Below are 23,498 nucleotides of genomic sequence, written 5' to 3' on the forward strand. Positions count from 1 at the left end.
GCAGGAAGGGAGGAGGCGCATCACGATATTGCTTATTGTGACGCGGAATGAACTTCGCGTGAAGGGAAAACCTCCGCGAGGAAGGCCTTTACGGCATCGAGCGGGCGGGTCTCGCGGGCAAACGGGCGGGCAAAGGCGGTGATCAGCTGTTCGTGGTTGATCCCCTCCAGCACGGCGGCCCGTGTCGGATGGCCCGCGCCGGTCATCGCATCGGCCAGCGCCAGACTGTGGCGGGGCAGGACGCGGGTGTCGTTGGCGCCGTGGACGAGCAGCAGCGGCGGGACGCGGGTTCCGGTCTTGCCACTGGTGTGGCGCAGGGCATGGGCGTGGTCGATCGGCTGGGTCTGGCGCAAGTTGGCGCAATGGCCGAAGGCGGCAATCGAGGCGGGATCGTCGAGCGGCAGGAAATCGCTGGGCGCGGCCAGTGCGATGACCCCGGCCAGCGCCCCGGCATCGAGCCCTTGGGCCTCCATCCAGCGCCGGTCGAGGGCGAGGGCCAGCGCATTGTAGCCTCCCGCCGAATGGCCCATCAGCACCACGCGGCCCGGATCGCCGCCCAGCGGGCCGACATGATCGGCCACCCAGCGCAGCGCCTTTGCGCCATCTTCGAGCATGACCGGCCAGCGCCCGTGCGGCAGCAGGCGATAGCCCGCCAGCACGACCATGACGCCCAGCGGCGCGAGCGTGCGGGCGATGAAGCGGTAGTCGGCCACGCGCCCGCTGTCCCAGGCGCCGCCGTGGATGAAGACCACCACCGGCAGGGCGCTTGCCGTATCGCGCCGATCGCGCCGGGGATGGGCCCCGCGCGGCACGAAGACTTCGAGAACCTGCTGCGGATCGGGACCGAAGCGGGCGCGGGCGACCCGGCGCACGCCGCTGCGCCCCGCCCGCAACGCGAAGTCGGCGGCATCGAGCACGCCGACCGGATTGCGGGCCAGTGCGCGGCGATAGAGCATCCGTGCGGCCAGACCCGTGGCCAGGCTGCCCATGGCCGCCCCGCCCACGGCGATTGTCCATCGAAGTGCGGTCATTCTCTGTGCCTCATCCCGCGCGCCTTATCGCTTCGGCAGGTGAAGTGCCACCGCAAGGCCGCCACCGGGTGCCTCGTCCAGCACCAGCCGCCCGCCATGGAGCCGGGCGACCGCATCGACCATGGCCAGGCCCAGTCCGCCACCGGGCCGGGTGCGCGCATTGTCGAGCCGGACGAAGCGTTCGACCACCCGCGCGCGGTCTTCGGGCGCGATGCCGGGGCCATTGTCGAGCACTTCGAGCACGACGCCATCTTCGGTATCGGCGGTGCGCACGGTGATCGTGTCGCCGCCATATTTGAGGGCATTGTCGATGCAGTTGGCCAGCGCGCGCGAGATCAGTTCGCGGTCGGCGCGCACCGGGGCCGGGCTGAGCGCGAGGGTGAGCGCGACGCCCGATTGCTCGGCCAGCGGTTCGTAGAGTTCGACCATGTCGGCGGCCACTTCGGCCAGATCGAGCGCCACGCGGCGATCCTGCACCGCGCCGCCCTGAAGGCGGCTGATTTCCAGCGCGGTTTCGAGCATCGCGCGCAGGCCATCGGCATCGGCACGGGCGGCGAGCAGGGCTTCGGTCGCCTCGGCGATTTCGGGGCCCGCAGCGCCGGTGCCGGTGCCGCTGCCGGTACTGGCACGGGCCTGCTCCATGCGGACGAGCGCGGTGTCGATGGCAGCCGACAGGCGCGTGACCGGCGAGCGCAAGTCGTGGGCCAGCGCGCCCGAGACCGCGCCCAGTTCGGCCACCAGCGCGGCGATGCGCTCGGCCATGCGGTTCATCTGGAGGCGCAAGTGATCGAAGCCGTCGCCGCTGTGGCCTTCGTCGAGACGCATCCCGAAATTGCCCGCTGCCAGTTCCTCGGCGGCGCTGGCGATTTCATGCGTGCGGCGGCTGAGCGCCACGCCCAGCGCCACCGCGCTGATCAGCGAAAGGGTGACGGCCACCGTGATGGTCAGGCCGATGGCCGTGGCGAAGGCGAGGTTGAAGCGCTTTTCGCTGGCCCCCATCAGCCCCACGATCAGCTTGCCGCCATCGGGCAGCGAACTGGCCAGGACCAGCGCCTCGACATCGGGCGCATCGGCGCCGGTGCGGATCAGGACGCTGTGGGGGCGGACTTGCGGGATGATTTCGGGGACATAGCCGACATTGCTGATCACGGGCTTGTGGCCCGGCCCCGACAGGGTGATGAAGATGCCCGGATCGGCGGCGCTGCCGCGCTGCTGGCGGATGTAGTCGGCCAGCACGGCGCGTCCGCCGTCGTAATAGGCGGCCAGCAGGTCGTCGCGCACGTCGATCACCTGTTCCTCGCGGTCGGTGCGGACCACGCCGAGCATCTCGGTGCGCAGGAAGAAGATCGCCACCACGCTCGACAGCAGTTGCAGCACGAAGACGCTGGCCACCAGCCGCAACATGGTGGGCGACAGCGGCCGTCGCTGGACCGAAGCACCGGGCGTCAGGGTCTCAGGCATGACCGGGAGTCATGATGGGCAGGCATGATTGGGAACATCCGCACGGATCAGTCGGCAGCCATGCGATAGCCCGCGCCGCGCACGGTGTGGAACAGCGCGCGTTCCTCGCCATCGTCGATCTTGCGGCGCAGGCGGCTGATGTGGACATCGATCACATTGGTGCCGGGGTCGAAGTGATAGTCCCACACCGCTTCGAGCAGCATCGTGCGGGTGACGACCTCGCCCTGGTGGAGCAGCATGTATTCGAGCAGGCGGAATTCGCGCGGCTGGAGCGTGATCTTGCGCGCGCCACGCCGGACCAGACGGGTGAGTCGGTCGAGTTCGAGATCGGCGCAGCGCAGCACGGTGTCCTGTGCCTTCTGCCGTCCATTGCCGCGCCGCATCAGGGCCTGGACCCGCGCCAGCAGTTCGGCGAACGAGAACGGCTTGCCCAGATAGTCGTCGGCCCCGGCGGTCAGCCCGGCCACGCGGTCGTCGGTGCTGCCCAGTGCCGAAAGGACGAGAACCGGAGTTTCCACGTCGGCAGCCCGAAGCGCCTTGAGAACGGAAAGTCCATCCATGCCGGGCAACATGCGATCGAGCACGACGACATCGAACTGGCTGTCGGTGGCCAGAAACAGTCCATCACGGCCATTGGCCGCACGGTCGACGGTAAACCCCTCTTCGGCAAAGCCGCGTGCGATATAGTCCCCGATCTGGGGATCATCTTCAACCAATAGTATGCGTCCGGCCACAAGCCCCGTCCATGACAGCAAGTTAATCTGGCCCTCACCCTTGCGACAGGGGGCGGGCATCATGCTCGGGCCATCATGGCTATTGGCGGTATCGCTCGCAAGCTGTTTGCCCTGTCCGCTGTCCTGACCATGCTCGGGACGGCGATGACGGCGGCTGTGCTGGGGGCAGTGGGGCTGGGCGCGGTGGGCGGCTATTTCGACCGCACGGCCATGGTTTATCAGGCGCCACCCGGCGGGGCGCGGGGCGATCTGGTCGCGGTCTATTTCTCCGATGCCATGGGCGGCGCGACCGGACCGGGCGAAGGGGTGATCGCCGCCTTGCAGGCGCACGGGGTGCCGGTGGTTGCGGTCAATTCTCCCTCGCTGTTCCGGTTCGGGCGCGACCGGGTCTTTGTCGATGCCCTCGTCGCGCGGGCGATGCGCCTGGCCCTGCTGCGCAGCGGGGCGGCGCGGGTGGTGCTGGTGGGCTCGGCCTTCGGCGCCGATGTGCTCGACACCGGGCTGGGCGCGGTTCCGGCCAACTTGCGCGCGCGGATCGCCTCGGTGGTGCTGCTGGAGCCCGGGCGGGCGGTCTATTTCCATGCCGATCCGATTGGCCTGCTTCATGTGAGCGGGCCCGACAGCGATCCGCGCCGGACGGTGCGGATGCTCCATGGCCTGCCGGTGACATGCGTGTTCGGTCTGGGCGACCGGGGCAGCCTGTGTCCGGCCCCCGAACTGGCCGGCGCACGGCGGATCGGGATCGATGATGGCCATTTGCTGTTAAGGCATTATCGGGCATGGGCGCAGCAGGCTACGCAGGCGGCGCTCTTTCCGCCCGCGCCCATGCATTGATCGGTTGCATCCTTGAAAATTTTCTCGCGACTTGGCGCCCTGGGCAGCCGTTTCTGGCGAACGCTGGCCATGCTGGTGCTGGCCGGGGTGATGAGCACGCTGGCCTGGCGGGCGCTGCGGCCGCTGGTTCATGAACTGACCCCGCAACAGGCGATGGCCGCGCTCAGGGCCTTGCCGCCCGGCCATCTTCTGGCGGCGCTGGGGTTGACCGTGTGCAGCTATCTCCTGCTCACGTTCTACGACCGGCTGGCCTTGCGCATGGTCGAGAGCGACGTGCCGCTGGGCACGATGATGCGCGCCTCGTTCACCAGCTACACCCTTTCGCATACGCTCGGGTTCGGGGCTGTCACCGGCGGGTCGGCGCGGTTGCGGATCTATGGGCAGGCCGGGGTTTCGGCGGCCAAGGTGGCGCGGGTCGTGGTGATCGCGGGCATTGCCTTCTGGGTGGGGCTGGTCACGGCGGCAAGTCTGGCCCTGCTGGTCAATCCGGCTCCGGTCACGCTGGGCGGGCATACCCTGCCGGCTGGCCCGGCGCGGCTGGTGGCGCTCGCCGTGCTGGTGCTGGTGCCCGGCGGGGCCGTGGCGGCGCGGTTCTTCTCGGGGCGGTTCACGCCCGAGTGGGCGCGCTCTGGCTGGCTGGCGCGGATGCGGCAGGCGATCACCTTGCCCCATCCGGGCGCGGTGCTGGCGCTGGTCGGGGTCTCGACGCTCGAACTTTCGGCGGCGGCGGCGGCGCTCTATGTCCTGCTGCCCCATCCGCAAGGCTGGCACTTTGCCGCGTTCATTCTGGCTTATGCCATGGGGATGACCGCCGGGCTGGTGACCCATGTTCCGGGCGGGCTGGGGGTGTTCGAGGCGGTCCTGCTGGCCGCCTTGCCCGAATATGCCCATGGCGCTGCCAACGGGCAGACCGGGGCGGCCACGCTGGCGGCGCTGCTGGGCTATCGCATCATCTATTACATGCTGCCGCTGGTGGTGGCGGTGGGGATCAATCTGATGATCGAGGGGCGCCACTTCTGGGTGCGCTGGCGTGCGCGCCGCGCCCGGCGCCACGGTGCGACAGGCCCGGCTGCGAGCTGAACGGACACGCGCGCCCAACCTTTCTGTTCTGTCTCAGAGCCCGACCCAAAAGTCCTTCGGGTCGGTTTGGCGTGTCTTTTGCGCCACCACGGCGTCGGCTGTTCGCCACGATGCTTCCAGCATCGCTGGGCTCTCAGCCTCCTTGTGGTGACCCAAAATCCCTCGCCAAACCTCCGCCGACCGACTTTTGGGTCGGGCTCTCAGGGGAGCGGCGGAGGACCGCCCGCGCCGCCGGGGCCCCCAGACCCCATGCCCCCCATTCCGTTGCCGCCCCTTCCGTTGAGGCCGCCACCCAGCGTGCTTTGCGGTCCGCCGCCGATGGCGCCGCCAAAACCATAGCCTTGCGGCATGAACGGGCCCATCGCGCCATGCGATGCGCCCAGTGTCGGGCTCATCGCGCCATTGGCCCCCTCCGCACGCTGGGAGCCGGGATCGGGGGATTCGGCGGCGAGCATGTGGGTATCGGGCTCGACCGGGGTGAGCGAAGGATTGGGATCATCGTCGTCGAGCGCGGGGGCCTGAACGGCCGCCGGCGGGGCGAGCGTGGGGCGTGCCACGGTCTGGGCGCGCGAGGCCAGTGCCGTACCCGGACCGGCGCCCTGAATGGCGCCCTGCATGGCGTTTTGTCCGGCGGGGGGAAGTCCTGCGCTGGCGGTCTGGCCTGCGATGGTATCCGGGTTTGCTGCCGGGGTGAGGGCCAGAGGCGCGCTTTGCGCGGTGCCGACGGGCACTGCCGGGCCGGACGTGGTGTTTATGGCCAGCGTGAAGAGGCCAAGGCCCGCCAGCCCGGCTGCGGTCAGCCCCGCCGCGGTTGCACCCAGCCTCGGGCGGCGGCGGATCATCCGGCTCAGGCGTCCGTTGCGGGGGGCGGCCTGCGTGGCGGCGTCCATCGCGCGAAAGTCCGGGCGGATGCTTTCGCGCGGATGCCTGCTGACGAGGTGGAGCGGGGAGGCCATGACCGGGGCATGGCGGGCAGAACAGGCGGCGCGGTCCTGAGGGGGGGCAGGAGGGGCGGCGGGCGCCTGTGGCTGCCGGGGAACCTCGCGCACGATCCGCGCGACGAGGCCGGGCGGCAGCGCCGGGGTCTCGTGCAGGGCGAGCATCCGGTCGAGCGTGGCCTCATCCTGCCACCCGGCGTCCCGCCATCCGGTATCGGTCAGCCGGGGGGATGCCTGCGGGCCGGGGGAATGCAGCGGGTTGCTCACGGGCGGCCATCCCTGAACGGGGAAGCGCCGGAACGGGGAGAAGCGCCGGTCATGGCCTGAGCGCCGCAGAAGGCGACATCGCCTGCATTGATGCCCCGTGCCTCAAGCAATTCCCGCATCTGCCGTCTCGCCCTGAACAACAGCGATTCCATCGCCTTGATATTGAGATCAAGCACCTGGGCTGCAAGTGCATTGGACAAGTCCTCGTAATAGCACAGGACGAGCGCGGCTCTATAGCGTTCGGGCAGGTCGGCCAGGGCGCGGGCCACTTCCTCGCGCGCCTGTCGCGTTTCGATCACACGGTCGGCCAGTGGCGCGGTATCGATGGTCTCGGGCAGGTCGTCGGTCACCACGACACGCAGGCGGCGCTTGCGGTCGAAGCACAGGTTCATCGTCACGCGGTGCAGCCAGCCGACCAGCCCGGCCCCGGTGGGCGTCCAGCGCGGGGCATGCTGCCACAGGCGGGCAAAGCAGTCCTGCACCACGTCCTGGGCTTCGTGGGCATCGCCCAGCATGCGCGCAGCGACCCGATAGAGCGCGGCGGCGTGGCGCTCGACCAGGGCGGCAAAGCTGGCGTCGCACCCGTCGGCGACATGGCGCATGAGGGTGGCATCGTCGGCGGGCGGGTGCCGGTGGCGGGTGGGGGCGCGGGCAGGGTTTCGGGCTGGGCTCCGGGAGGCTGGGGCATGATCCTGCTGCTCCCGGACTTGCATGTCGGGATCATCGGTGTCGGGATCACCGTCCGGGCCAGGGGCATCGCTGCCTGAAGAAAGGGCAGTTCCCTGCCAGTCGCCGCAAAAGGTCATGCGGTCCATCCGTCGCGCACGATGGTTGCTCCGTCCATTCCCTTGTCCCGCTTTTCAGGTGGGCTCCGGTATCTGAACGGCGAATTTACAATCTCCGAATTTTTCATAACATTTCGGGCATTGGTATCAGAAGCAAGGTCATCCCGCGACATTTCAGACACTGGTAAAGCCCCGATGTCACCGATATGAATTGGGGGACGATGCCACTGGCCCGCCTGTGCGGCGAGCCCTTCCCATGAAACGAGAGCCCATGCAGCGCCCCAAGAAATTTCATTTTCTTTCTTCCGTCGCGCCCATTGCCTTTCCGGCCAGTATGTTGGCCGCAGCCGCTTTCGTTGGGGCAACCCCGGCCCTGGCCGATACCACGGTCAGCGGCAGCACCCTGACGCCCCTGCTGACCTCTTCGGCGGGCAATGTCACGGTTTCCGATACCGGCTCGATCCGCGTCAACAGCGGCACGGCCGTTACCGTCGATTCCTCCAGCAACGTGACGCTCAGCTCGGCCGGGACGCTCACCATGGGCGGCGTGAGCGGGAATGCCGCTATCGTCGTCAATCCGGGCGTGACCACCACGATCACGAACGGGGGCACGATCTCGGTTCCCGAAGACTATACCCCCGCAACGCTGGGCAACAGCACGGTGGTCAGCGGGTCGGTTTCGCAACTGTCCAACCGCTATGGCATCCATCTGCTTTCGGGCGGCACCACGGCGGCCACGATCACCAATTCGGGCACGATCACGCTCGAAGGCAATACTTCGGGCGGCATCGTGGCCGATTCCGACCTTACCGGCTCGATCACCAACACCGGCACGATCACCGTCAAGGGCGACAATTCGGTCGGCGTGAAGACCGGCAACGTGACCGGCAGCCTGACCATCGGCGGCACGGTCGCGGTGACCGGTTCGGGCGCGCAGGCGCTCGTCGTCAACGGCAATGTCTCGGGCGCGGTGACGATCAACGGCGCGCTCAGCCAGGCGGTCAGCTATACCGCCGATGATGCCACGACCCAGGTTCTCTCGCCCACCGCGATCAGCACCGGGGCCGCCGCGGCCCAGATTTCGGGCAATGTGGCAGGCGGGGTGATCGTGACGATCGCTTCGAGCACCAACAACGTCACCCAGACGACCGGCTCGATCCAGTCCTATGGCACCAGCCCCGCGCTGCTCGTGGGCGGCACCGGCGCGACGACCATCGGCCCGGTCGTGGCGACGACCGGCACCTATTCGGTGGCAATCGACGGCACCGTGGGGGCCACGGCCTATTACAGCGGGCTCAATGCCCGCGGGGTCGTTCTGGGCGGGCAGGGCGGCACCGTTGCGCTGAGCAACGGGATCGGTGTCTCGGGCACAGTCACGGCCACCACGGTCAATTCGGACGCTACCGCCATCCTGATCAACCAGGGTGTCACGGCGACCTCGCTCTATAACCAGGGCACGATCCGCGCCACGTCGAGCGAGGTTTCCAACGGCAACCTCTATGGCATCCGCGACCTTTCAGGCTCGCTCACCACGATCAACAACACCGGCTATATTACGGTCAGCGGCGCCTCGACCGGCACCGTCGCGGCGATCGACGTCTCGGCCAACACCACGGGCGTGACGATCAACCAGTCGCTCACCTCGGCCAATGCCACCAATCAGGCCACCGACAAGGCCAGCTCGACCTACAATGTCGAAACCGCCACGGTCTATACCGGCATCACCGGCGACATCTACACCGGCAGCGGCAACGACACGATCAACATCCAGTCGGGCAAGGTGACCGGCAACGCCTATCTGGGCGCGGGCAACAACGCCGTGATCCTTGCTGACGATGCCAAGTGGATCGGCAATGTCGATTTCGGCACGGGGTCGGGCTCGCTCACGATGGGCGGCAATTCGCGCTTCACCGGGCAGGCACAGTACAACGATCAGGTCGGCACGCTCACGATCAACGACAGTGCGATTTTCCGCGGCACCATCGCGGGCGGCTCGCAACTGGGCGTGGTGGTCAATGGCGGTGCCTTCAACGCGACCAGCGCGGTGTCCACGACGGTTCACAGCCTGACGGTCAATTCGGGCGGTTCGCTGGGCGTCTACATCAATGGCACCACCGGCACGGCCTCGCACCTGACGACCGATGCCGCGACCTTCAACAGCGGCTCGAAGATCGGCGTGACGATTTCCTCGTTCACCAAGGCCGAAGGCAACTACAACGTGCTCTCGGCCGGGACGCTGACCGGCGCGAGCAACGTGACCAGCCAGACGCTCACGCTGCCGATCCTGTTCAACGGCACGATCACCGCCGATGGCAACGACGTCTATGTGAACATCGCCCGCAAGACGGCGGCCCAGCTCGGCCTGACTTCGCCCCAGGCGGCGGCCTATGATGCGATCATCGCCAATGCGGCCAACTACACCGACCTTCAGGGCAGCCTGCTCCAGATGACCACCACCAGCGAACTGCAAAGCCAGTTCAACGGGCTCCTGCCCGACTATGCCGGTGGCGGGTTCGACTTCGTGACGCGCGGGTCGCGTCAGGCCGCCCAGCACATCAGCGACGATTCCTCGCTGTTCACGATCAGCAACACCGGTGTCTGGCTCGAACCGATGGTGTTCCATGCCACCAAGCACGACACCGATTCGATCGGCTACAGCCTGACCGGCGGCGGCGTGACGCTCGGCCTCGAACGGACGACCGCGATCGGCAATGTCGGTGTGTACTTCGACTGGACGACGGGTAACGTCAAAAACAACAACGACCAGTCGATGCATGTCAGCAACATCGAATTCAACGCCTTCTGGCGCAAGGCCTTCGGTCGGCTCTACACGTTCGCGCGGGTCGGCTATGGCCGTTCGAGCTACCGCATCACGCGCACCTTCACCGGTGCGGTCGACAGCACCGCGATCAGCTACTCGGCCACGGGCAACTGGAAGGGCAACATGCTGGCGGCCAGCGGTGGCCTGTCCTACGAGATGCCGCTGAGCGAGACTTTCAAGGTTCGCCCCAAGGTCAGCATCGACGCCTATCGCCTGAAGGAAAACGGCTACCAGGAAACCGGTACCGACGCGATCATCCTGCTCGTCGACGGGCGCAAGAGCACGGCGGTCAATGCGACCACGACCCTCGGCTTCTCGTGGAGCGGGGGGGCCAGCAGCTACGAAGGCCGCCCGTTCACCCTCGAAGCCGATTTCGGTCGCCGCAACCATGTCGCGGGCGATCTGGGCTCGACCACGGCCACCTTCGGCTCGGGGTCGTCCTTCACGCTCACCCCGCAGAACCTCCAGTCGGCCTGGGTCGGCTCGGTCGGCATCCTCCAGGGTGGTCTCGACTATACCTGGAAGATCTCGGCCGGCGCCGAAAAGCCGCAGAACGGGGGACTGGCCTACAGCCTGCGCGCCTCGATCAGCATCGCGCTCTGACAGACCCGGCGCGCAACACAAGAAGGGGCGGCAACCACAGCGGTTGCCGCCCCTTTTTTTGTGTTGCCGGAGCCGTGCTTTCAGGCCGGTTTGTGGTCGCTGCGCCCGAAGTCGGGGCGGGCATCGTCCTGGCCCATCTGGATGATCGAGCGGCGGATTGCGCGGGTGCGGGTGAAATGGTCGAACAGGGCCTCGCCATCGCCCTTGCGGATCGCCTTTTGCAGTTCGGTCAGGTCTTCGGTGAAGACTTGCAGCATGGCGAGCACGGCGTCGCGGTTGTTGAGGAACACGTCGCGCCACATCGTCGGGTCGGAGGCGGCGATACGGGTGAAATCGCGGAAGCCCCCGGCCGAATACTTGATCACCTCGCTCTGGGTCACTTCTTCAAGGTCCGAAGCGGTGCCCACGATGGTATAGGCGATGAGGTGGGGCAGGTGGCTGGTCACCGCCAGCACGAGGTCGTGATGGGCCGCTTCCATCATCTCGACTTTGGCGCCGAGCCCTTCCCAGAACGCGCTGACACGCGCGACCGCCTCGTGCGGAGTGCCTTCGGGCGGGGTCAGGATGCACCAGCGGCCCACGAACAGCGTGGCAAAGCCCGCGTCAGGCCCGCTCTGCTCGGTGCCCGCGACCGGATGGGCGGGAACAAGGGCATGGCCGGGCAGCGCCTCGCCCAGCGCCTTGAGCACGCTGGCCTTGCTCGACCCCACGTCGCTGATCACGCAATCGGCGGGAAGATAGGGCGCCAGCGTGGCGGCGGCGGCCCCCATGGCCCCGACCGGCACGCAGAAGATGACGAGGCCGGCCTCCGCGACGGCCTCGCGCGGGGTCTGGGCGATGGTGTCGGCCAGATCGATCTGCGCGGCGCGGGCGCGCACGTCGGCGCTGGCGTCATAGCCGGTGACATGGACACCGGGCATCCGCGCCCTGACCGCGCGCGCCACCGACCCGCCCAGCAGCCCAAGGCCGATGACCGAGACTTTTGCAAATGGCGCCGGAGCCGTTGCCGCCAGGGTCATTGCGCGGCTTGCGCCATGGCGCGCAGCGCGGCGGCGATCTCGTTCATCTGGGTGGCGGTGCCGATGGTGATGCGCAGGCACTGGGGCAGGCCTTGCCCTGGCAGCCAGCGGGTGATGTAGCCCACGTCCATCAGCCCTTCGTAGGCGGCCTGTGCGGTCAGCTTGCCCGAAAACTCGATCAGCACGAAATTGGCCTGGCTGGGCAGCGGGCGCAGCCCGTGGTTGCCCAGCGCGTCGATCGCGGCGACGAAGCGCGCGCGCTCGGCCCGGTTGTGCGCCGCCGAAGCGCGCACGAAGTCCTGATCATGGACGGCGGCCAGCCCCATCGCCTGCCCGGTCAGCGAGACATTGAACGGCCCGCGAATGCGGTTGAGCATGTCGACCACGGCTTCGTCGCCGGTGCCCCAGCCGATCCGCTCGCCCGCCAGACCGTAGATCTTGGAGAACGTGCGCGTGACCAGCACGTTGGGCGCGCTCTGCGAGAGCGCCAGCGCGCCATCGTCGTCCTCGGGCGCGACATATTCGGCATAGGCCTGGTCGAGCACGAGCAGGATGTCGGGGCGCAGCGCGGCGTGGAGGCGGGCCAGTTCGGCCTTGCCGATGTAGCTGCCGGTCGGGTTGTTGGGATTGGCGAGGAAGACCACGCGGGTCCGCTCGGTCACCGCGGCGAGCAGTGCGTCGACATTGGTGCCATAGTCCAGATCGGCGGCCTCGACCGGGGTTGCCCCGCAGCGGCGCGCGGCAATCGGATAGACCGAGAAGCCATAGCGCACGAACAGCACTTCGTCGCCGACTCCGGCATAGGCCTGCGCTGCGATGTGGAGCAGTTCGTCCGAGCCGGTGCCCATGACGATCCGCGCCGGATCGATCCCGTGGAGGGCTCCGAGTGCGGCGCGCAAGTCCTTGCTGTCGGGATCGGGATAGAGCGCGGTATTGACCACACCGGCGCGCGCGGCGCGGGCCTTCTCGCTGGTACCCAGCGGGTTCTCGTTGGCCGAGAGCTTGGTCAGCGGCTTGCCGTCGAGCCCGGTCGACTTGCCCGGCACATAGGCATGGATGGCCTTGATCCAGTCCTTGGGCTGCGGGCGAAGGGGGGCGGCAGGGGCGGGGGTGTCGGTCATGATCGCCCGGCTTTACGCCATGGGGTGCGCATTTCAAGGCACAGCTTGGCGCGGAAGGAGCCGGGCTCCGCAATTCCCCTCAAGCCCGGTCGGTCCCCTCGTTAAGCGCATTTACCATACCACCATGGCGATGACGCGACTGAAACCTGAGGGAATGAAGGGCTTTCGATGATCAGTGTGCAGACCCGGCGCGCCGTTTGGCTGGTGATTTCCCTGGCCGTGCTGGCCATGATGATCGCCGCCTTCGTGATGGCCCAGATCCGCTATGGTGGCCCGATGCATCGGGCCAGCCTGCTTCAGGACGAATTGCTGGCCGATATTCTCCCGCCGCCCTGCTTCGTGGTGGAGCCTTACTTGCGCACGACGCTGATCCTCACCGCGCCGGCGCGGGCGGCGCCGGCGGTGCGCGCCTTGCAGGAGGAGCACACGGCCTTCCTGGCCCGTCAGGCCTATTGGCGGACCGCGCCCGTGTCCGAAGAAATGCGCCCGGTGCTCGATGCCACGCTGGCGGCGGAAGTCGATTTCTGGGCCATCGTCGACAAGGCCTATCTTCCCGCGCTGCGCCGGGGCGACATGGAGGCGCTGCGGCGCATCCATGATGGCGACCTGGCCCGCGCCTACGAACGCCAGCATCAGCGCGTGGATGAACTCGTGGCGCTGTCCAACAGCCATCGCACGGCCCTGCTCACCAATGGCCAGCGCACGGTGGTGGTCTCGCTGGTGCTGGTCGCCGGGCTGGCTCTGGCCACTTTCGCGATGATCGTCTTTACCGGGCGCCAGTTGCGCCGCCGGGTGGTCGAGCCGCTGGTCAAGACCGCACAGGGCCTTACCACCATGGCCGATGGCAATTATGGCATATGGCTCGAAGGGGCCACGCGGCAGGACGAGATCGGCCAGATCGTCCGCGCGACGGAAGTGTTCCGCGATGCCGCGCGCGCGCGCGAGGATGATCGCAAGGTTCAGGCCCAGGTGGTCGAGGCGCTGTCCTCCGGCCTCGAAGTCATGGCGGCCAAGGATCTCGAACAGCGGATCGACGAACCTTTCCCCGATGGCTTCGACGGATTGCGCACCAACTACAACACGGCGGCTTCGGCCATGGCCGAGGCGCTGCGGGCGGTGCGCGTGGGGGCCAATCGGGTGGCGCGGGCCATTGTCGAGATCCGTTCGGCTTCCGAGGATCTGGCCGAGCGCAACGAGCGTCAGGCCGGAAGCCTTGCGGTTACCGCTGGGGCGCTCGACCGGGTGACCGGCAGCGTGGGCGAGACCGCCCGGCGCGCAGCCAGCGTGCAGGCCGCCGTGGGCGCGGCCCAGCAGGAAGCGGCGGCGGGCGGCGAAGTGGTGACCCGCGCGGTGGCCGCGATGGCGGGAATCGAGGCTTCGGCGGCCCGCATCGGCCAGATCATCAGCGTGATCGACGGGATCGCCTTCCAGACCAACCTTCTGGCGCTCAACGCCGGGGTTGAGGCGGCGCGGGCGGGCGAGGCCGGGCGCGGTTTTGCGGTGGTGGCCGCCGAAGTGCGCGCGCTGGCCCAGCGCAGCGCCGACGCCGCGCGCGACATCAAGGAACTGATCGAGGAAAGCGCCGGGCAGGTGAGCCAGGGGGTCCACCTCGTGGGGGAAACCGGCGAGCGGCTGGGCGGTCTGGTCGCCCGCGTGGGCGAGATCGGCGGCCTCGTGGGTGTCATCGCCGAGGCGGCCCACAGCCAGGCCGAGAACCTGACCGAGGTGAACAAGGCCGTGGGCGACATGGACCGCATGACCCAGCAGAACGCGGCGATGGTCGAGCAATCCTCGGCGGCCACGCGGGGCCTCGCGACCGAGGCCGAGGCGCTGGCCTCGCTGGTTTCGACCTTCCGCACCCGCGATGTCAGCAATCGCCCGGCCTACACGTTCCATGCAGGCGCCCTGCGCCGCGATTCGATGACCGAGAGCGGCCGCGGGGCACGCCAGATCGTCGAGGCCGAGCCCCGGCTCGTGGCGACAGGGTGAGGGGCGCTTATTCTTCGGTGCGGATCAGGACCGTTTCGCCGATCAGCAGGAACAGCACGAAAGGCGCCCAGGCCGCGATCAGCGGCGGATAGCCCCCGAAGCTGCCCATCGCGAGGGCGGCATTGTCGAGCACGAAATAGGCAAAGCCCAGCGCCATGCCGATCACCGCGCGCATGAAGAGCTGGCCCGACCGTGCAAGGCCAAAGGCCGCCACCGCGCCCAGCAAAGGCATCAGCAGGGCCGAGAGCGGGCCGGAAATCTTGTGCCACCAGCGGCTTTCCAGCTCGTTGGTGCTGTGTCCGGCGGCATGGATGGCCGCGATGGAGCGGGACAGGCGGGTGATCGATTCCGCGTCGGCATCGGCCTTGCGGATTTCGACCTGGGTCGGGGTCACCCCTTGGGCATAGACCGCATCGCCCTTGACCGCGGTACGCCGCGCGCTCTGGACGTCGAACGTCAGCGGATGGTCGAAGCGCCAGCCGGGGTTGGCATAAGTGGCGCTTTTGGCGGTGACGATCTCGGTGACCATGCCGGTGGGGTCGCGCCGGTGCCAGGTGACATCGGTCATCACCATGGCCTTGCCCTCGCCGCTGACGAGGCGGGCGTAGAGGATGTTGGCACCATCCTGGAGCCAGACATTGCTGCGCGCGGTCGAATCGGTGGGAATCGGGCCGTAATGCGCGTCCTGCCAGGCCTTGAGCGTGGCGGTCGAGCGGGTCACGATGCGTTCGTTGAAGGCAAAGTTGCCCACGCTGATCACCGCCGTGACGAGGAACAGCGGCGCCAGGATCTGGTGCGCCGAGATGCCTGCGGCCTTCATCGCGATGACTTCGCTGTTCTGGTTGAGCGTGATCAGGGTGATGATCGTGGCCAGCAGCACCGAATAGGGCAGGAAGCGCGCTACCAGCTGGGGCGCGCGCAGGCCGACATAAGTGAGCAACTGGGCCTGCCCATTGCCGTGCACGGCCAGAATGTCGCCGCTCTCGCTCAGCAGGTCGAGCGCCTGAAGGACCATGACCAGCATCAGCAGAACCGCCACCACGCGCACCGCGAACATCTTCGCGATGTAGAGCGTCATCGTGCGCGACGGGAAGAATTCAAGCTGCACCGGTGTCGTCCTTGGCAGGGGTCAGGTCTTCGGGGCCGGCGGGAAGAGGGTGGTGGCGGGGATGGCGGCGGGCAAAGAGCTTGCGCACGCGCGAGGCGATCTTGGAGAAGACCGTTTCGAGCGCACCGATCGGCTGGCCGCCGGGGACATAGGCAAGGCGCCAGTACATCCACACGATCAGCGCGGCAAAGAGCACGAAGGGCCCCCACAGCGCCAGCGCGGGGTCGAGCCGCCCGAGGCTGGCCACGTCCTGCCCGTATTCGTTGACCTTGTGGTAGGCGACCACCATCACGATCGACAGGAAGACCCCCAGTGCCGAGCTCGACCGCTTGGGCGGCACGGCCAGCGCCACGGCCAGCAGCGGGAGCAGGAACATCATCACCACCTCGACGAGGCGGAAATTGAGGCTGGCCTTGCTCTTGTTGCGGATGTCCTGCGAATAGGCCTTGTTCCAGCCGATCTGGAGCAGTTCGGGCAGGATATATTCGCGGTCCTTGTCACCGCGCTGGCGGAACTGGGCGATCTTGGGCAGGTCGATCGGCAGGTCGTGGGTGGCGAAGGAGAGCACGCGCGGGCTGGCCAGCTTGGGGCCGTCCTGCACGATCTGGCCGTCGGTCAGGCGCAGGATCACCGTGTCGCGGTTCTCGCGATTGGCGAAGAACTGGCCTTCGCGCGCCGAGATGGTCATCGTCTCGCCCTCGGGCGTGACGAGGCGGGCGAAGATCCCTTGCAGGTCGCGGCCTTCATCGCGGCTCGCCTCGACGCGCAGCGCGGTGCGATCCTTGAGCGCGTTGAATTCGCCGACCTTGAGCGAGGCCCCCAGCGCGCCCGAGCCCAGCTCGTACTGGAGTTCTTCGTAGTAATAGCGGCTGAGCGGCTGGATATAGCCGACAATCAGCAGGTTGACCGCCGCCAGCCCGATCGTGAACATGTAGGGCACGCGCAGCAGCCGGGTATAGGACAGCCCGACCGCGCGCATCACATCGAGTTCCGAACTGGTCGCCAGCTTGCGGAAGGCGAACAGGATGCCCAGCATCAGCCCGAGCGGGATCGCCAGGCTCGCATATTCGGGGAACAGGTTGAGCAGCATCTTGAAGACGACCGCCACGGGCCCGCCTTCGGTTGCCACGAAATCGAACAGGCGCAGCATCTTGTCGAGCACGAGCAGCGAGGCCGCCAGCACGAACACGGCCAGCATGGGCACGATCACCAGGCGGGCGATGTACCTGTCGATGGCGCTGAGGAATCTCACGTTCGGAAACATCACCTTGGGGACGTCGGGGCGGAAGTCAGGAAGCCGGTGGCGTCCCGCGCTCGCGTGTGGCGGTCACCGGCCGGGTGTCCGGCACCCGGATGGGCGCGTTTGTCGGTTAGCCCGCTTCGTCGCGATGCGAAAGGCGAAAAAGCGCGGAACGCGTCTGATGGGGGGAGCGGGGCGGCGGGCTGTCGCGGGAAGGGGGGCTGCGGTGGGCAGCCCTGGCCGCATCCGGGGTGGTCGATACCCAAAGTTATTGCCTGTCCGGTGGAATGCTCATAGGTTTCGCCCCGGTTTCACAGGACAGTCGACCAGAAAATGGCCGGAAGGGGGCAGGCTTCCCGGACGTTGAGGTCCCATGCGCCGGCATCGTGCCGGGTGTGTGCTGACGTGGCGTCATGGGACCGGAACCGGCGAAAGAAAAAGGGGGGGCTTTCCATGGCATCGGGATCGTGGTGGATGGGCGGCCGTCTGACGGGGGGCAATGCCCGCCCCGACGATCTGATCGCGCTGGCTGACCGATGCGAGCGACTGGCGGCCGATGAACAGCGTTTCGGCTTCGAACTGGCGCTCAGGCTGATGGGGGAAGCCTTGCTGGCGCCCTCGACCATGAATGGCGACGAGGGCAGCCTGTGGGTTGGCCTGCTGGCGGATTCGGGGGCTTATGAAAGCGCCGCTCTGGCCTTGCTGCCACCCGATGCCCTCTATGGCGGGGAGCGCCTGGCTGAGGAAACCTACACGGCCCATGTGACGTTGCCGGGCGGCGCGGCGGCGCATTCGCGCGGGGCCAGATCGCTGGCGATGGCCTGGCTGGCGGCGCTGTTCCGGGCGCTGGCCCGCGACATCATCATGAAGCGGGGCTTGCACTGACTCGGACGGGCATTCCTGAACCGGTGATCGGTCAGGCGCCGGTGATCAGGCCTTTTCGAGCGTGCACTGGAGCGGGTGCTGATTCTGCCGGGCAAAATCCATCACCTGGTTCACCTTGGTCTCGGCGATTTCATAAGGGAAAATACCGCATACGCCGACGCCGCGCTGGTGGACATGCAGCATCACGCGTGTCGCCTGTTCCAGATCCATGTGGAAGAAGCGCTTGAGGACCATCACCACGAATTCCATCGGGGTATAGTCGTCATTGAGCATCAGCACCTTGAACATGCTCGGCTTTTTGGGGCGGGCACGGGTGCGGGTAGCCAGGCCGACATGATCGCCGTCGTGGGAATCGCCATCGTCGCCCGTCATCACGGGCTGGCCCGTCATCGAGAGCGATGCGCCGCAGCTGGACACTGCACACGAACAGGGGGCGATGGACGCCAGAGGGAGGTCGGAACGGGTCATTGGAGCGCACAATATCGCATCGCTCCCCCCGAACGACAAGGGGGCTGGGGGCAGGCTGCCTCAAAAACCGCGCCCACAGTGGCGATCCTTACCAAGGTGGCGCCAAGGGGATTCGGGGCAAGGCGCGATCCATGCCCTGCACGCAGGGTCCGTTGTTTGGGCCGTCCTGCAAACAAAACCCCCTCGCCGCCACGCCAGCACAGTTGCGCCAGCATGGTTGCAAGGGGGCTTCGTGAAAGCTTGCCACGCGCATCCTGTCGCGGATGCCTGCCCGGTATTCCAGTCAGGACTTCCGGTCAGATGCGCCGTGTCGGCCTGAACGAACGGCGCCCCGGCGAGGCGGGATGCCGGATTCAGGCCGCAGCAGAGATCAGGCGGCCTGCTTGATCTTTTCGACCGCGAGGCTGACGCGGTTGGAGATCGGCTGGAACGCGTCGTTGGCGAGCTTGAGCACGGCTTCGCTGTGCTTGCTGCTGGCGGCAACGGCGGCGTCGAACTGCTTGCGCATCAGGGCCGTCTGCTTTTCGAAGAATTCGGTCGGCGACTTGGCGGCGGCCAGTTCCTTGATCTCGGCGGTCAGGCTTTCGATCGCGGTCTTGCCTTCGGCAACGTAGCCCTTGCCCATTTCCTGGAGGCCCGAAGCGAGGATCTTGCTCGACTCGACGACGGCTTCAACGTTGCCCTTGGCGAATTCGCCGGCATCGCCGAACGCGGTCTGGCTCTTTTCGAAAGCGGCCTTGGCCTTTTCCGAGGCATCCTTGAAAGCGGACTGGAACTTTTCGGAGAAATCGGTGGCGGTGGTCATGAGGGAATGTTCCTTCCTGGGAGCCGCGGCGGCTGCGGCATGGGTCACGCGAGACTTCGGAGGGGTCGGCACCATCGCGTGGGCGGTGCCAGATCCGGTTCGGACCGTTGCCGGAGGGGAGACCGTGGCCGGCTTGGCCGGAACGTCCTTGGTGGGGGCCGGTTCGATTGCAGCCGGAGCGGTCTTTTCGGCCGCAGGCTGGATCGTTTCGGCTTTGGCCACGACAGGGCTTTCCGGCACCGCCTTGGCGGGGCCCTTCTCGACCGGCAAAGGTGCCTTTTCCGCCACCGGTGCTGCCACCGGTTTCGGGCTCCCGACGGGGGGCGGGCTTGGCGCCTGGTTCGTCAAGGCCGGTCCGGCAACCGGCTTTTGGGCCGGTTCAGGAGCGGGGGTTGGCCCCTTGACCGAAGGTGCTGCCGGTTCCGGCTTGGCCTGGACGGCCGGAGCCGGGGCAGCCTTGACGGGCGCGGAGACGATCGGGGCGGGGGGCGTGGCAACCTTTGCAGGGGGCACGGTGTTGCGTGAGCGGCGGGCGTGCTTCCCGACCGGGACCGTTGCGGTCTTGCCGGGCTTGGAAGTCGGGGCCGACGCTTGTGCCGTGCTGCCGGGCGAAGGGAGAGAAGTTGAAACTTGCGTCACCGGCCCCGCAACACCCGCCTTGGGAGCGGACGACGGAGTCGATCCAGAAACTATCGGTTTGTTCTTCTTATCCTCGGCCATAGCAAAACGGCTCCTGCAATGCAGCCTGAGCAGATTTTTGATGCTAAACTGAGATCCAGGGGCGAGCCGTACCAATGGGCGCAAAAAACCCGACCCGGGTCAAAATCCTGCCGTTGCTGCACTGCAATAAATAGGAATGCGCCCGCGAAAGTCAAGGGAATTGTGCAGCGCACAACGTCCATCTTGGTGACAATTTTTTGCTAGCGCCCGTTAGCTTTAGGTTTCCCCCTCAACGTTGCCGAACATAACGTCCGGGAGCATCCTCGATGCTGCGCTTGCCCGGAACGCGGTGTCCGGTCGCCCGCACATGGGTGGCGTCGATGGATTCGAGCCAGGCGCGCCAGTCGGGCCACCAGCTGCCCTTGGTCTCGCTGGCGCCCGCGCAAAAGTCTGCGAGGCTCGCCACTTCGGCAGGATTGGTCCAGAACTGATATTTACCCGCTTCGGGCGGGTTGACGACCCCGGCAATATGCCCGGACCCGGCCAGCACGAACTTCCACGGCCCGGCCAGATGGCGGGTCAGCTTCCACACGCTTTCGGGCGGGGCGATGTGGTCCTCGCGCCCGGCCTGGATGTAGCAGGGGGTGGTGATCTTGTGGAGGTCGATGGGCGTGCCATCGGCGCTCAGCGCGTCAGGGACGACCAGCTTGTTGTCGCGATAGAGGTCGGTCAGATAGGCCCGATGCCAGCGCGCGGGCAGGTTGGTGGTGTCGCCGTTCCAGAACAACAGGTCGAACGCCGGGTAGTCCTCGCCCATCAGGTAGTTGTTGATGACATAGTTCCAGATCAGGTCTGGCCCGCGCAGCAGGTTGAAGGTGGCGGCCAGATAGCGCCCGTCGAGGTAGCCGTCGGTCTCCAGGCTCTCCAGCCAGCGCAATTGTGCGTCGTCGATGAAGTGGCTCAGTTCGCCCGCCTCGCTGAAATCGACCTGCGCGGTGAAGAAGGTCGAGCTGGCGACCTTGTCGGCCTGGCCGCGCCGCGCCAGCACGGCCAGCGTGGCCGCCAGCGTGGTGCCCGCCACGCAATAGCCGATGGTGTGGACCGACGGGACGGCCAGACGCTCGCGCACGAAGTCGATGGCCTCGATCTGGGCGCGCACATAGTCGTCCATCGTCACGTTCGCCATGCTGGCGTCGGCCGATTTCCACGAAACGAGGAACACGCTCAGCCCCTGGTCGACCGCCCAGCGCACGAAGCTTTTCTTGGGGTTGAGGTCGAGGATGTAGAAGCGGTTGATCCACGGCGGGAAGATCAGCAGCGGAACGGTCGAGACCTCGCGCGTGGTCGGCGTATAGTGGATGAGCTGGTAGAGCGGGGTTTCGAACACGACCTTGCCGGGCGTGGTGGCGATGTTGTGGCCGATTTCGAAGGCGCCGGAATCGGTGTGGCTCAACTGGCCGCGCCGCAAGTCGGCCAGCAGGTGCTCGACCCCGCGCACGAGATTCTCGCCGCGCGTTTCGAGCGTGCGCTCGATGACCATCGGATTGGTCATCGGGAAGTTGGCGGGAGAGAGCGCCTCGGTGATCAGGCGGGTGAGGAAGCGCATCTGGCCATGGCGCTCGGGTTCGAGCCCGGCGATGTCCTCAGCCATTTCGGCCAGACGCTCGGCCAGCAGCAGATAGGTCTGGTGGAGCAGCGCGAACCAGGGCTGGCCACGCCAGCGCGGATCGGCAAAGCGGCGGTCGCGGCGGGGGAGCGCCTCGGGCGCGATGGCGGCAGGCCCGGTTTCCTTGTCCTGGCCGGAATAGAGGTCGAGCACGCTGTTCCACAGCTGCATGCTCTCGTCCCACAATTTGGCCTGGGTTTCGGCGCGGGCGAGCGGCATGGCGCCGATCCAGTCGTCGACGAGGGCCTGCCAGCGCGTGCCTTCGGCCAGCCGGGCCCAGACCGGCTCGGCCTGCGCGGATTGCTCGGCCAGAAAATCGACCCACATCGACTGGAGTTTCGCGCCCGACAGGGCCCAGTGCGGGATCTCGCCCGGATCGGGCGCCTTGGTCTGGGGGGTGGGCAGGAACGGGGTGAACAGGGCCTGCATGGCTTCGGATTGCAGGCGGAAAAGGTCTTCGATGACTGTACTTTCGGTTATCGCGCTGCCCTCCCGGGGCTGCAAGTCGGTAGCCGGTTCACGCGTCTTGTCCTGTTCGTGCATTGACGACAAATCCTCTTGCGCCCGGTTCCCGAGTGGACGCCCTTTGCATCCTGCCTTGTGCGCGCGGGCGCGGCCTTGGGCAAGTCGGTTCAAGACCAAAAGATGCTTTCAAGGCCGTGTACGCTTTCGGATTATTGGCGAAACCGGCCGATTGGCGTAAGGGGGCGATCCCGGCAATCCAGCCGGCAAGTTCCGAGTGAGCACCGTGGAAGAAGAGTTCTACCGCATCAAGCGCCTGCCGCCCTATGTCATCGCCGAAGTTAACGCGATGCGGGCCGCAGCCCGCGCCAGCGGCCGGGACATCATCGACCTGGGCATGGGCAACCCCGATCTGCCGCCCCCGGCGCATGTGATCGACAAGCTGTGCGAAGTGGCGCGCAAGCCCTCGGCCCATGGCTATTCGGCCTCGAAGGGGATTCCCGGCATCCGCAAGGCGCAGGCGAACTATTACGCCACGCGCTTTGGCGTCGAGCTGGACCCCGAGACCGAAGTGGTCATGACCATGGGCTCGAAGGAGGGCCTTGCCAGCCTCGCCACCGCGATCACCGCGCCCGGCGACGTGGTGCTCGCGCCCAATCCTTCCTATCCGATCCACACGTTCGGCTTCATCATCGCGGGGGCAACGATCCGTTCGGTGCCGACCACGCCCGATGAACGCTATTGGGAATCGCTCGACCGCGCGATGGCCTTCACCGTGCCGCGCCCATCGATCCTGATCGTCAACTATCCGTCGAACCCGACGGCCGAGACGGTCGATCTGGCGTTCTACGAGCGGCTGGTGGCCTGGGCGAAGGAGAACAAGGTCTGGATCCTGTCCGATCTGGCCTATTCGGAACTCTATTTCGACGGGAACCCGACCCGCTCGATTCTCGAAGTGCCCGGCGCCAAGGACGTGGCGGTCGAATTCACCTCGATGTCCAAGACCTTTTCGATGGCCGGCTGGCGCGTGGGCTTTGCGGTGGGCAACAAGAAGCTGATCGCGGCGCTGACCCGCGTGAAATCCTACCTCGACTATGGCGCGTTCACCCCGATTCAGGCGGCGGCCTGCGCGGCGCTCAACGGGCCGCAGGACATCGTCGAGCAGAACCGCAAGCTCTACCAGAAGCGCCGCGACGTGATGGTCGAGGCCTTTGGCCGCGCCGGGTGGGACATTCCCAGCCCCAAGGCCTCGATGTTCGCCTGGGCGCCGCTGCCGCCCGCGCTCAAGCACATGGGCAGCCTCGAATTTTCCAAGCAACTCCTGACCGAGGCCGAAGTCGCCGTGGCGCCGGGCGTGGGCTATGGCGAGGATGGCGAAGGCTTCGTGCGTATCGCCATGGTCGAGAACGAGCAGCGCCTGCGCCAGGCCGCGCGCAACATCAAGCGCTTCCTGACCAGCAAGGGGGTCAATACGCCGGCGGGGTGAAGAACAGGAAATCAGGATAATATCCCGGGGGGCAT

At 67.0% G+C, this 23,498-nt stretch carries 19 protein-coding genes; 7 read left to right on the forward strand and 12 right to left on the reverse strand.

Annotated elements, in window-relative coordinates:
- Positions 1-32: 32 nt before the first annotated feature.
- Genes SBI20_RS12150 through SBI20_RS12160 form a run of 3 tightly spaced genes read right to left on the reverse strand, consistent with a single transcriptional unit; the run spans position 33 to position 3,226 of the window.
- Positions 33-1,031: an alpha/beta hydrolase gene (locus tag SBI20_RS12150; RefSeq protein WP_317975268.1), complete on the reverse strand. Its 999-nt coding sequence runs from the start codon at positions 1,029-1,031 to the stop codon at positions 33-35.
- A 24-nt stretch (positions 1,032-1,055) separates the two neighbouring features.
- Entirely contained in the window at positions 1,056-2,492 is a 1,437-nt protein-coding gene (locus tag SBI20_RS12155; RefSeq protein WP_317975269.1) for a HAMP domain-containing sensor histidine kinase, read from the reverse strand.
- Between the two features lie 47 nt (positions 2,493-2,539).
- Positions 2,540-3,226: a response regulator transcription factor gene (locus SBI20_RS12160; protein WP_317975270.1), complete on the reverse strand. Its 687-nt coding sequence runs from the start codon at positions 3,224-3,226 to the stop codon at positions 2,540-2,542.
- A gap of 75 nt (positions 3,227-3,301) precedes the next feature.
- On the opposite strand from SBI20_RS12160, the gene SBI20_RS12165 reads away from it, so the two are divergent.
- Together SBI20_RS12165 and SBI20_RS12170 are read left to right on the forward strand one after the other, a co-directional pair.
- Positions 3,302-4,060: an AcvB/VirJ family lysyl-phosphatidylglycerol hydrolase gene (locus tag SBI20_RS12165; RefSeq protein WP_317975271.1), complete on the forward strand. Its 759-nt coding sequence runs from the start codon at positions 3,302-3,304 to the stop codon at positions 4,058-4,060.
- Between the two features lie 12 nt (positions 4,061-4,072).
- Positions 4,073-5,140 (forward strand): lysylphosphatidylglycerol synthase domain-containing protein, encoded by a 1,068-nt coding sequence (locus tag SBI20_RS12170; RefSeq protein ID WP_317975272.1) that lies wholly within the window; start codon positions 4,073-4,075, stop codon positions 5,138-5,140.
- Between the two features lie 200 nt (positions 5,141-5,340).
- Here the strand turns inward: SBI20_RS12170 and SBI20_RS12175 are convergent, their stop codons facing one another.
- Both SBI20_RS12175 and SBI20_RS12180 read right to left on the reverse strand, forming a co-directional pair.
- Entirely contained in the window at positions 5,341-6,345 is a 1,005-nt protein-coding gene (locus SBI20_RS12175; RefSeq protein ID WP_317975273.1) for a hypothetical protein, read from the reverse strand.
- Entirely contained in the window at positions 6,342-6,947 is a 606-nt protein-coding gene (locus SBI20_RS12180; RefSeq protein ID WP_317975274.1) for an RNA polymerase sigma factor, read from the reverse strand. The genes SBI20_RS12175 and SBI20_RS12180 overlap by 4 nt, the downstream gene beginning before the upstream one ends.
- On the opposite strand from SBI20_RS12180, the gene SBI20_RS12185 reads away from it, so the two are divergent.
- A complete protein-coding gene (locus tag SBI20_RS12185) occupies positions 6,939-7,112 on the forward strand; it encodes a hypothetical protein (protein WP_317975275.1) in 174 nt (57 codons plus the stop codon). The genes SBI20_RS12180 and SBI20_RS12185 overlap by 9 nt on opposite strands.
- Positions 7,113-7,464: 352 nt before the next feature.
- Entirely contained in the window at positions 7,465-10,554 is a 3,090-nt protein-coding gene (locus tag SBI20_RS12190; protein WP_317975276.1) for an autotransporter domain-containing protein, read from the forward strand.
- A gap of 80 nt (positions 10,555-10,634) precedes the next feature.
- Here the strand turns inward: SBI20_RS12190 and SBI20_RS12195 are convergent, their stop codons facing one another.
- Positions 10,635-11,573 (reverse strand): prephenate/arogenate dehydrogenase family protein, encoded by a 939-nt coding sequence (locus SBI20_RS12195; protein ID WP_317975277.1) that lies wholly within the window; start codon positions 11,571-11,573, stop codon positions 10,635-10,637.
- A complete protein-coding gene (hisC, locus tag SBI20_RS12200) occupies positions 11,570-12,694 on the reverse strand; it encodes a histidinol-phosphate transaminase (RefSeq protein ID WP_317975278.1) in 1,125 nt (374 codons plus the stop codon). The genes SBI20_RS12195 and hisC overlap by 4 nt, the downstream gene beginning before the upstream one ends.
- 168 nt (positions 12,695-12,862) lie before the next feature.
- On the opposite strand from hisC, the gene SBI20_RS12205 reads away from it, so the two are divergent.
- Positions 12,863-14,683, forward strand: coding sequence for a methyl-accepting chemotaxis protein (locus SBI20_RS12205; protein WP_317975279.1), 1,821 nt, complete (start codon positions 12,863-12,865; stop codon positions 14,681-14,683).
- A gap of 7 nt (positions 14,684-14,690) precedes the next feature.
- Here SBI20_RS12205 and lptG read toward each other — a convergent pair whose 3' ends face one another.
- Together lptG and lptF are read right to left on the reverse strand one after the other, a co-directional pair.
- Positions 14,691-15,791 (reverse strand): LPS export ABC transporter permease LptG, encoded by a 1,101-nt coding sequence (gene lptG / locus SBI20_RS12210; protein WP_317975280.1) that lies wholly within the window; start codon positions 15,789-15,791, stop codon positions 14,691-14,693.
- The gene (gene lptF, locus SBI20_RS12215) at positions 15,781-17,043 is read right to left on the reverse strand and encodes an LPS export ABC transporter permease LptF (RefSeq protein WP_317975281.1); all 1,263 of its coding nucleotides are present in this window, start codon (positions 17,041-17,043) and stop codon (positions 15,781-15,783) included. Before lptF ends, lptG begins: the two co-directional genes overlap by 11 nt.
- Before the next feature lie 441 nt (positions 17,044-17,484).
- Here lptF and SBI20_RS12220 point away from each other — a divergent pair, with 441 nt between their 5' ends.
- Positions 17,485-17,916: a hypothetical protein gene (locus SBI20_RS12220; protein ID WP_317975282.1), complete on the forward strand. Its 432-nt coding sequence runs from the start codon at positions 17,485-17,487 to the stop codon at positions 17,914-17,916.
- Between the two features lie 45 nt (positions 17,917-17,961).
- Here the strand turns inward: SBI20_RS12220 and clpS are convergent, their stop codons facing one another.
- The 3 genes from clpS to SBI20_RS12235 all read right to left on the reverse strand — a co-directional run bounded on the left by clpS (position 17,962) and on the right by SBI20_RS12235 (position 22,058).
- On the reverse strand, positions 17,962-18,306 hold the full coding sequence (gene clpS, locus SBI20_RS12225; protein ID WP_317975283.1) for an ATP-dependent Clp protease adapter ClpS: 345 nt from the start codon (positions 18,304-18,306) through the stop codon (positions 17,962-17,964).
- A gap of 448 nt (positions 18,307-18,754) precedes the next feature.
- Complete coding sequence (locus tag SBI20_RS12230; RefSeq protein ID WP_317975284.1) at positions 18,755-19,489, reverse strand: phasin family protein; 735 nt, start codon at positions 19,487-19,489, stop codon at positions 18,755-18,757.
- 649 nt (positions 19,490-20,138) lie between these two features.
- Positions 20,139-22,058 carry a PHA/PHB synthase family protein gene (locus tag SBI20_RS12235; protein ID WP_411911523.1) on the reverse strand — a complete coding sequence of 640 codons (1,920 nt, stop codon included), beginning with the start codon at positions 22,056-22,058 and terminating at the stop codon, positions 20,139-20,141.
- Positions 22,059-22,263: 205 nt separating this feature from the next.
- Between SBI20_RS12235 and SBI20_RS12240 the strand changes: the two genes are divergently transcribed.
- Positions 22,264-23,463 carry an LL-diaminopimelate aminotransferase gene (locus SBI20_RS12240; protein ID WP_317976128.1) on the forward strand — a complete coding sequence of 400 codons (1,200 nt, stop codon included), beginning with the start codon at positions 22,264-22,266 and terminating at the stop codon, positions 23,461-23,463.
- Positions 23,464-23,498 lie beyond the last annotated feature (35 nt).

Source organism: Novosphingobium sp. IK01 (assembly GCF_033242265.1).
GTDB classification, from domain to species: domain Bacteria; phylum Pseudomonadota; class Alphaproteobacteria; order Sphingomonadales; family Sphingomonadaceae; genus Novosphingobium; species Novosphingobium pituita.

Bases quoted from the DNA above. Each gene is read 5' to 3' on its own strand.
- hisC (WP_317975278.1), bottom strand. From the start codon at position 12,694: ATGACCGACACCCCCGCCCCTGCCGCCCCCCTTCGCCCGCAGCCCAAG.
- SBI20_RS12190 (WP_317975276.1), top strand. From the start codon at position 7,465: ATGTTGGCCGCAGCCGCTTTCGTTGGGGCAACCCCGGCCCTGGCCGAT.
- clpS (WP_317975283.1), bottom strand. From the start codon at position 18,306: ATGACGGGCCAGCCCGTGATGACGGGCGACGATGGCGATTCCCACGAC.
- SBI20_RS12180 (WP_317975274.1), bottom strand. From the start codon at position 6,947: ATGCGCCATGTCGCCGACGGGTGCGACGCCAGCTTTGCCGCCCTGGTC.
- SBI20_RS12235 (WP_411911523.1), bottom strand. From the start codon at position 22,058: ATGCACGAACAGGACAAGACGCGTGAACCGGCTACCGACTTGCAGCCC.
- SBI20_RS12165 (WP_317975271.1), top strand. From the start codon at position 3,302: ATGGCTATTGGCGGTATCGCTCGCAAGCTGTTTGCCCTGTCCGCTGTC.
- SBI20_RS12185 (WP_317975275.1), top strand. From the start codon at position 6,939: ATGGCGCATGAGGGTGGCATCGTCGGCGGGCGGGTGCCGGTGGCGGGT.
- SBI20_RS12205 (WP_317975279.1), top strand. From the start codon at position 12,863: ATGATCAGTGTGCAGACCCGGCGCGCCGTTTGGCTGGTGATTTCCCTG.
- SBI20_RS12155 (WP_317975269.1), bottom strand. From the start codon at position 2,492: ATGCCTGAGACCCTGACGCCCGGTGCTTCGGTCCAGCGACGGCCGCTG.
- SBI20_RS12195 (WP_317975277.1), bottom strand. From the start codon at position 11,573: ATGACCCTGGCGGCAACGGCTCCGGCGCCATTTGCAAAAGTCTCGGTC.
- SBI20_RS12150 (WP_317975268.1), bottom strand. From the start codon at position 1,031: ATGACCGCACTTCGATGGACAATCGCCGTGGGCGGGGCGGCCATGGGC.
- SBI20_RS12220 (WP_317975282.1), top strand. From the start codon at position 17,485: ATGGCATCGGGATCGTGGTGGATGGGCGGCCGTCTGACGGGGGGCAAT.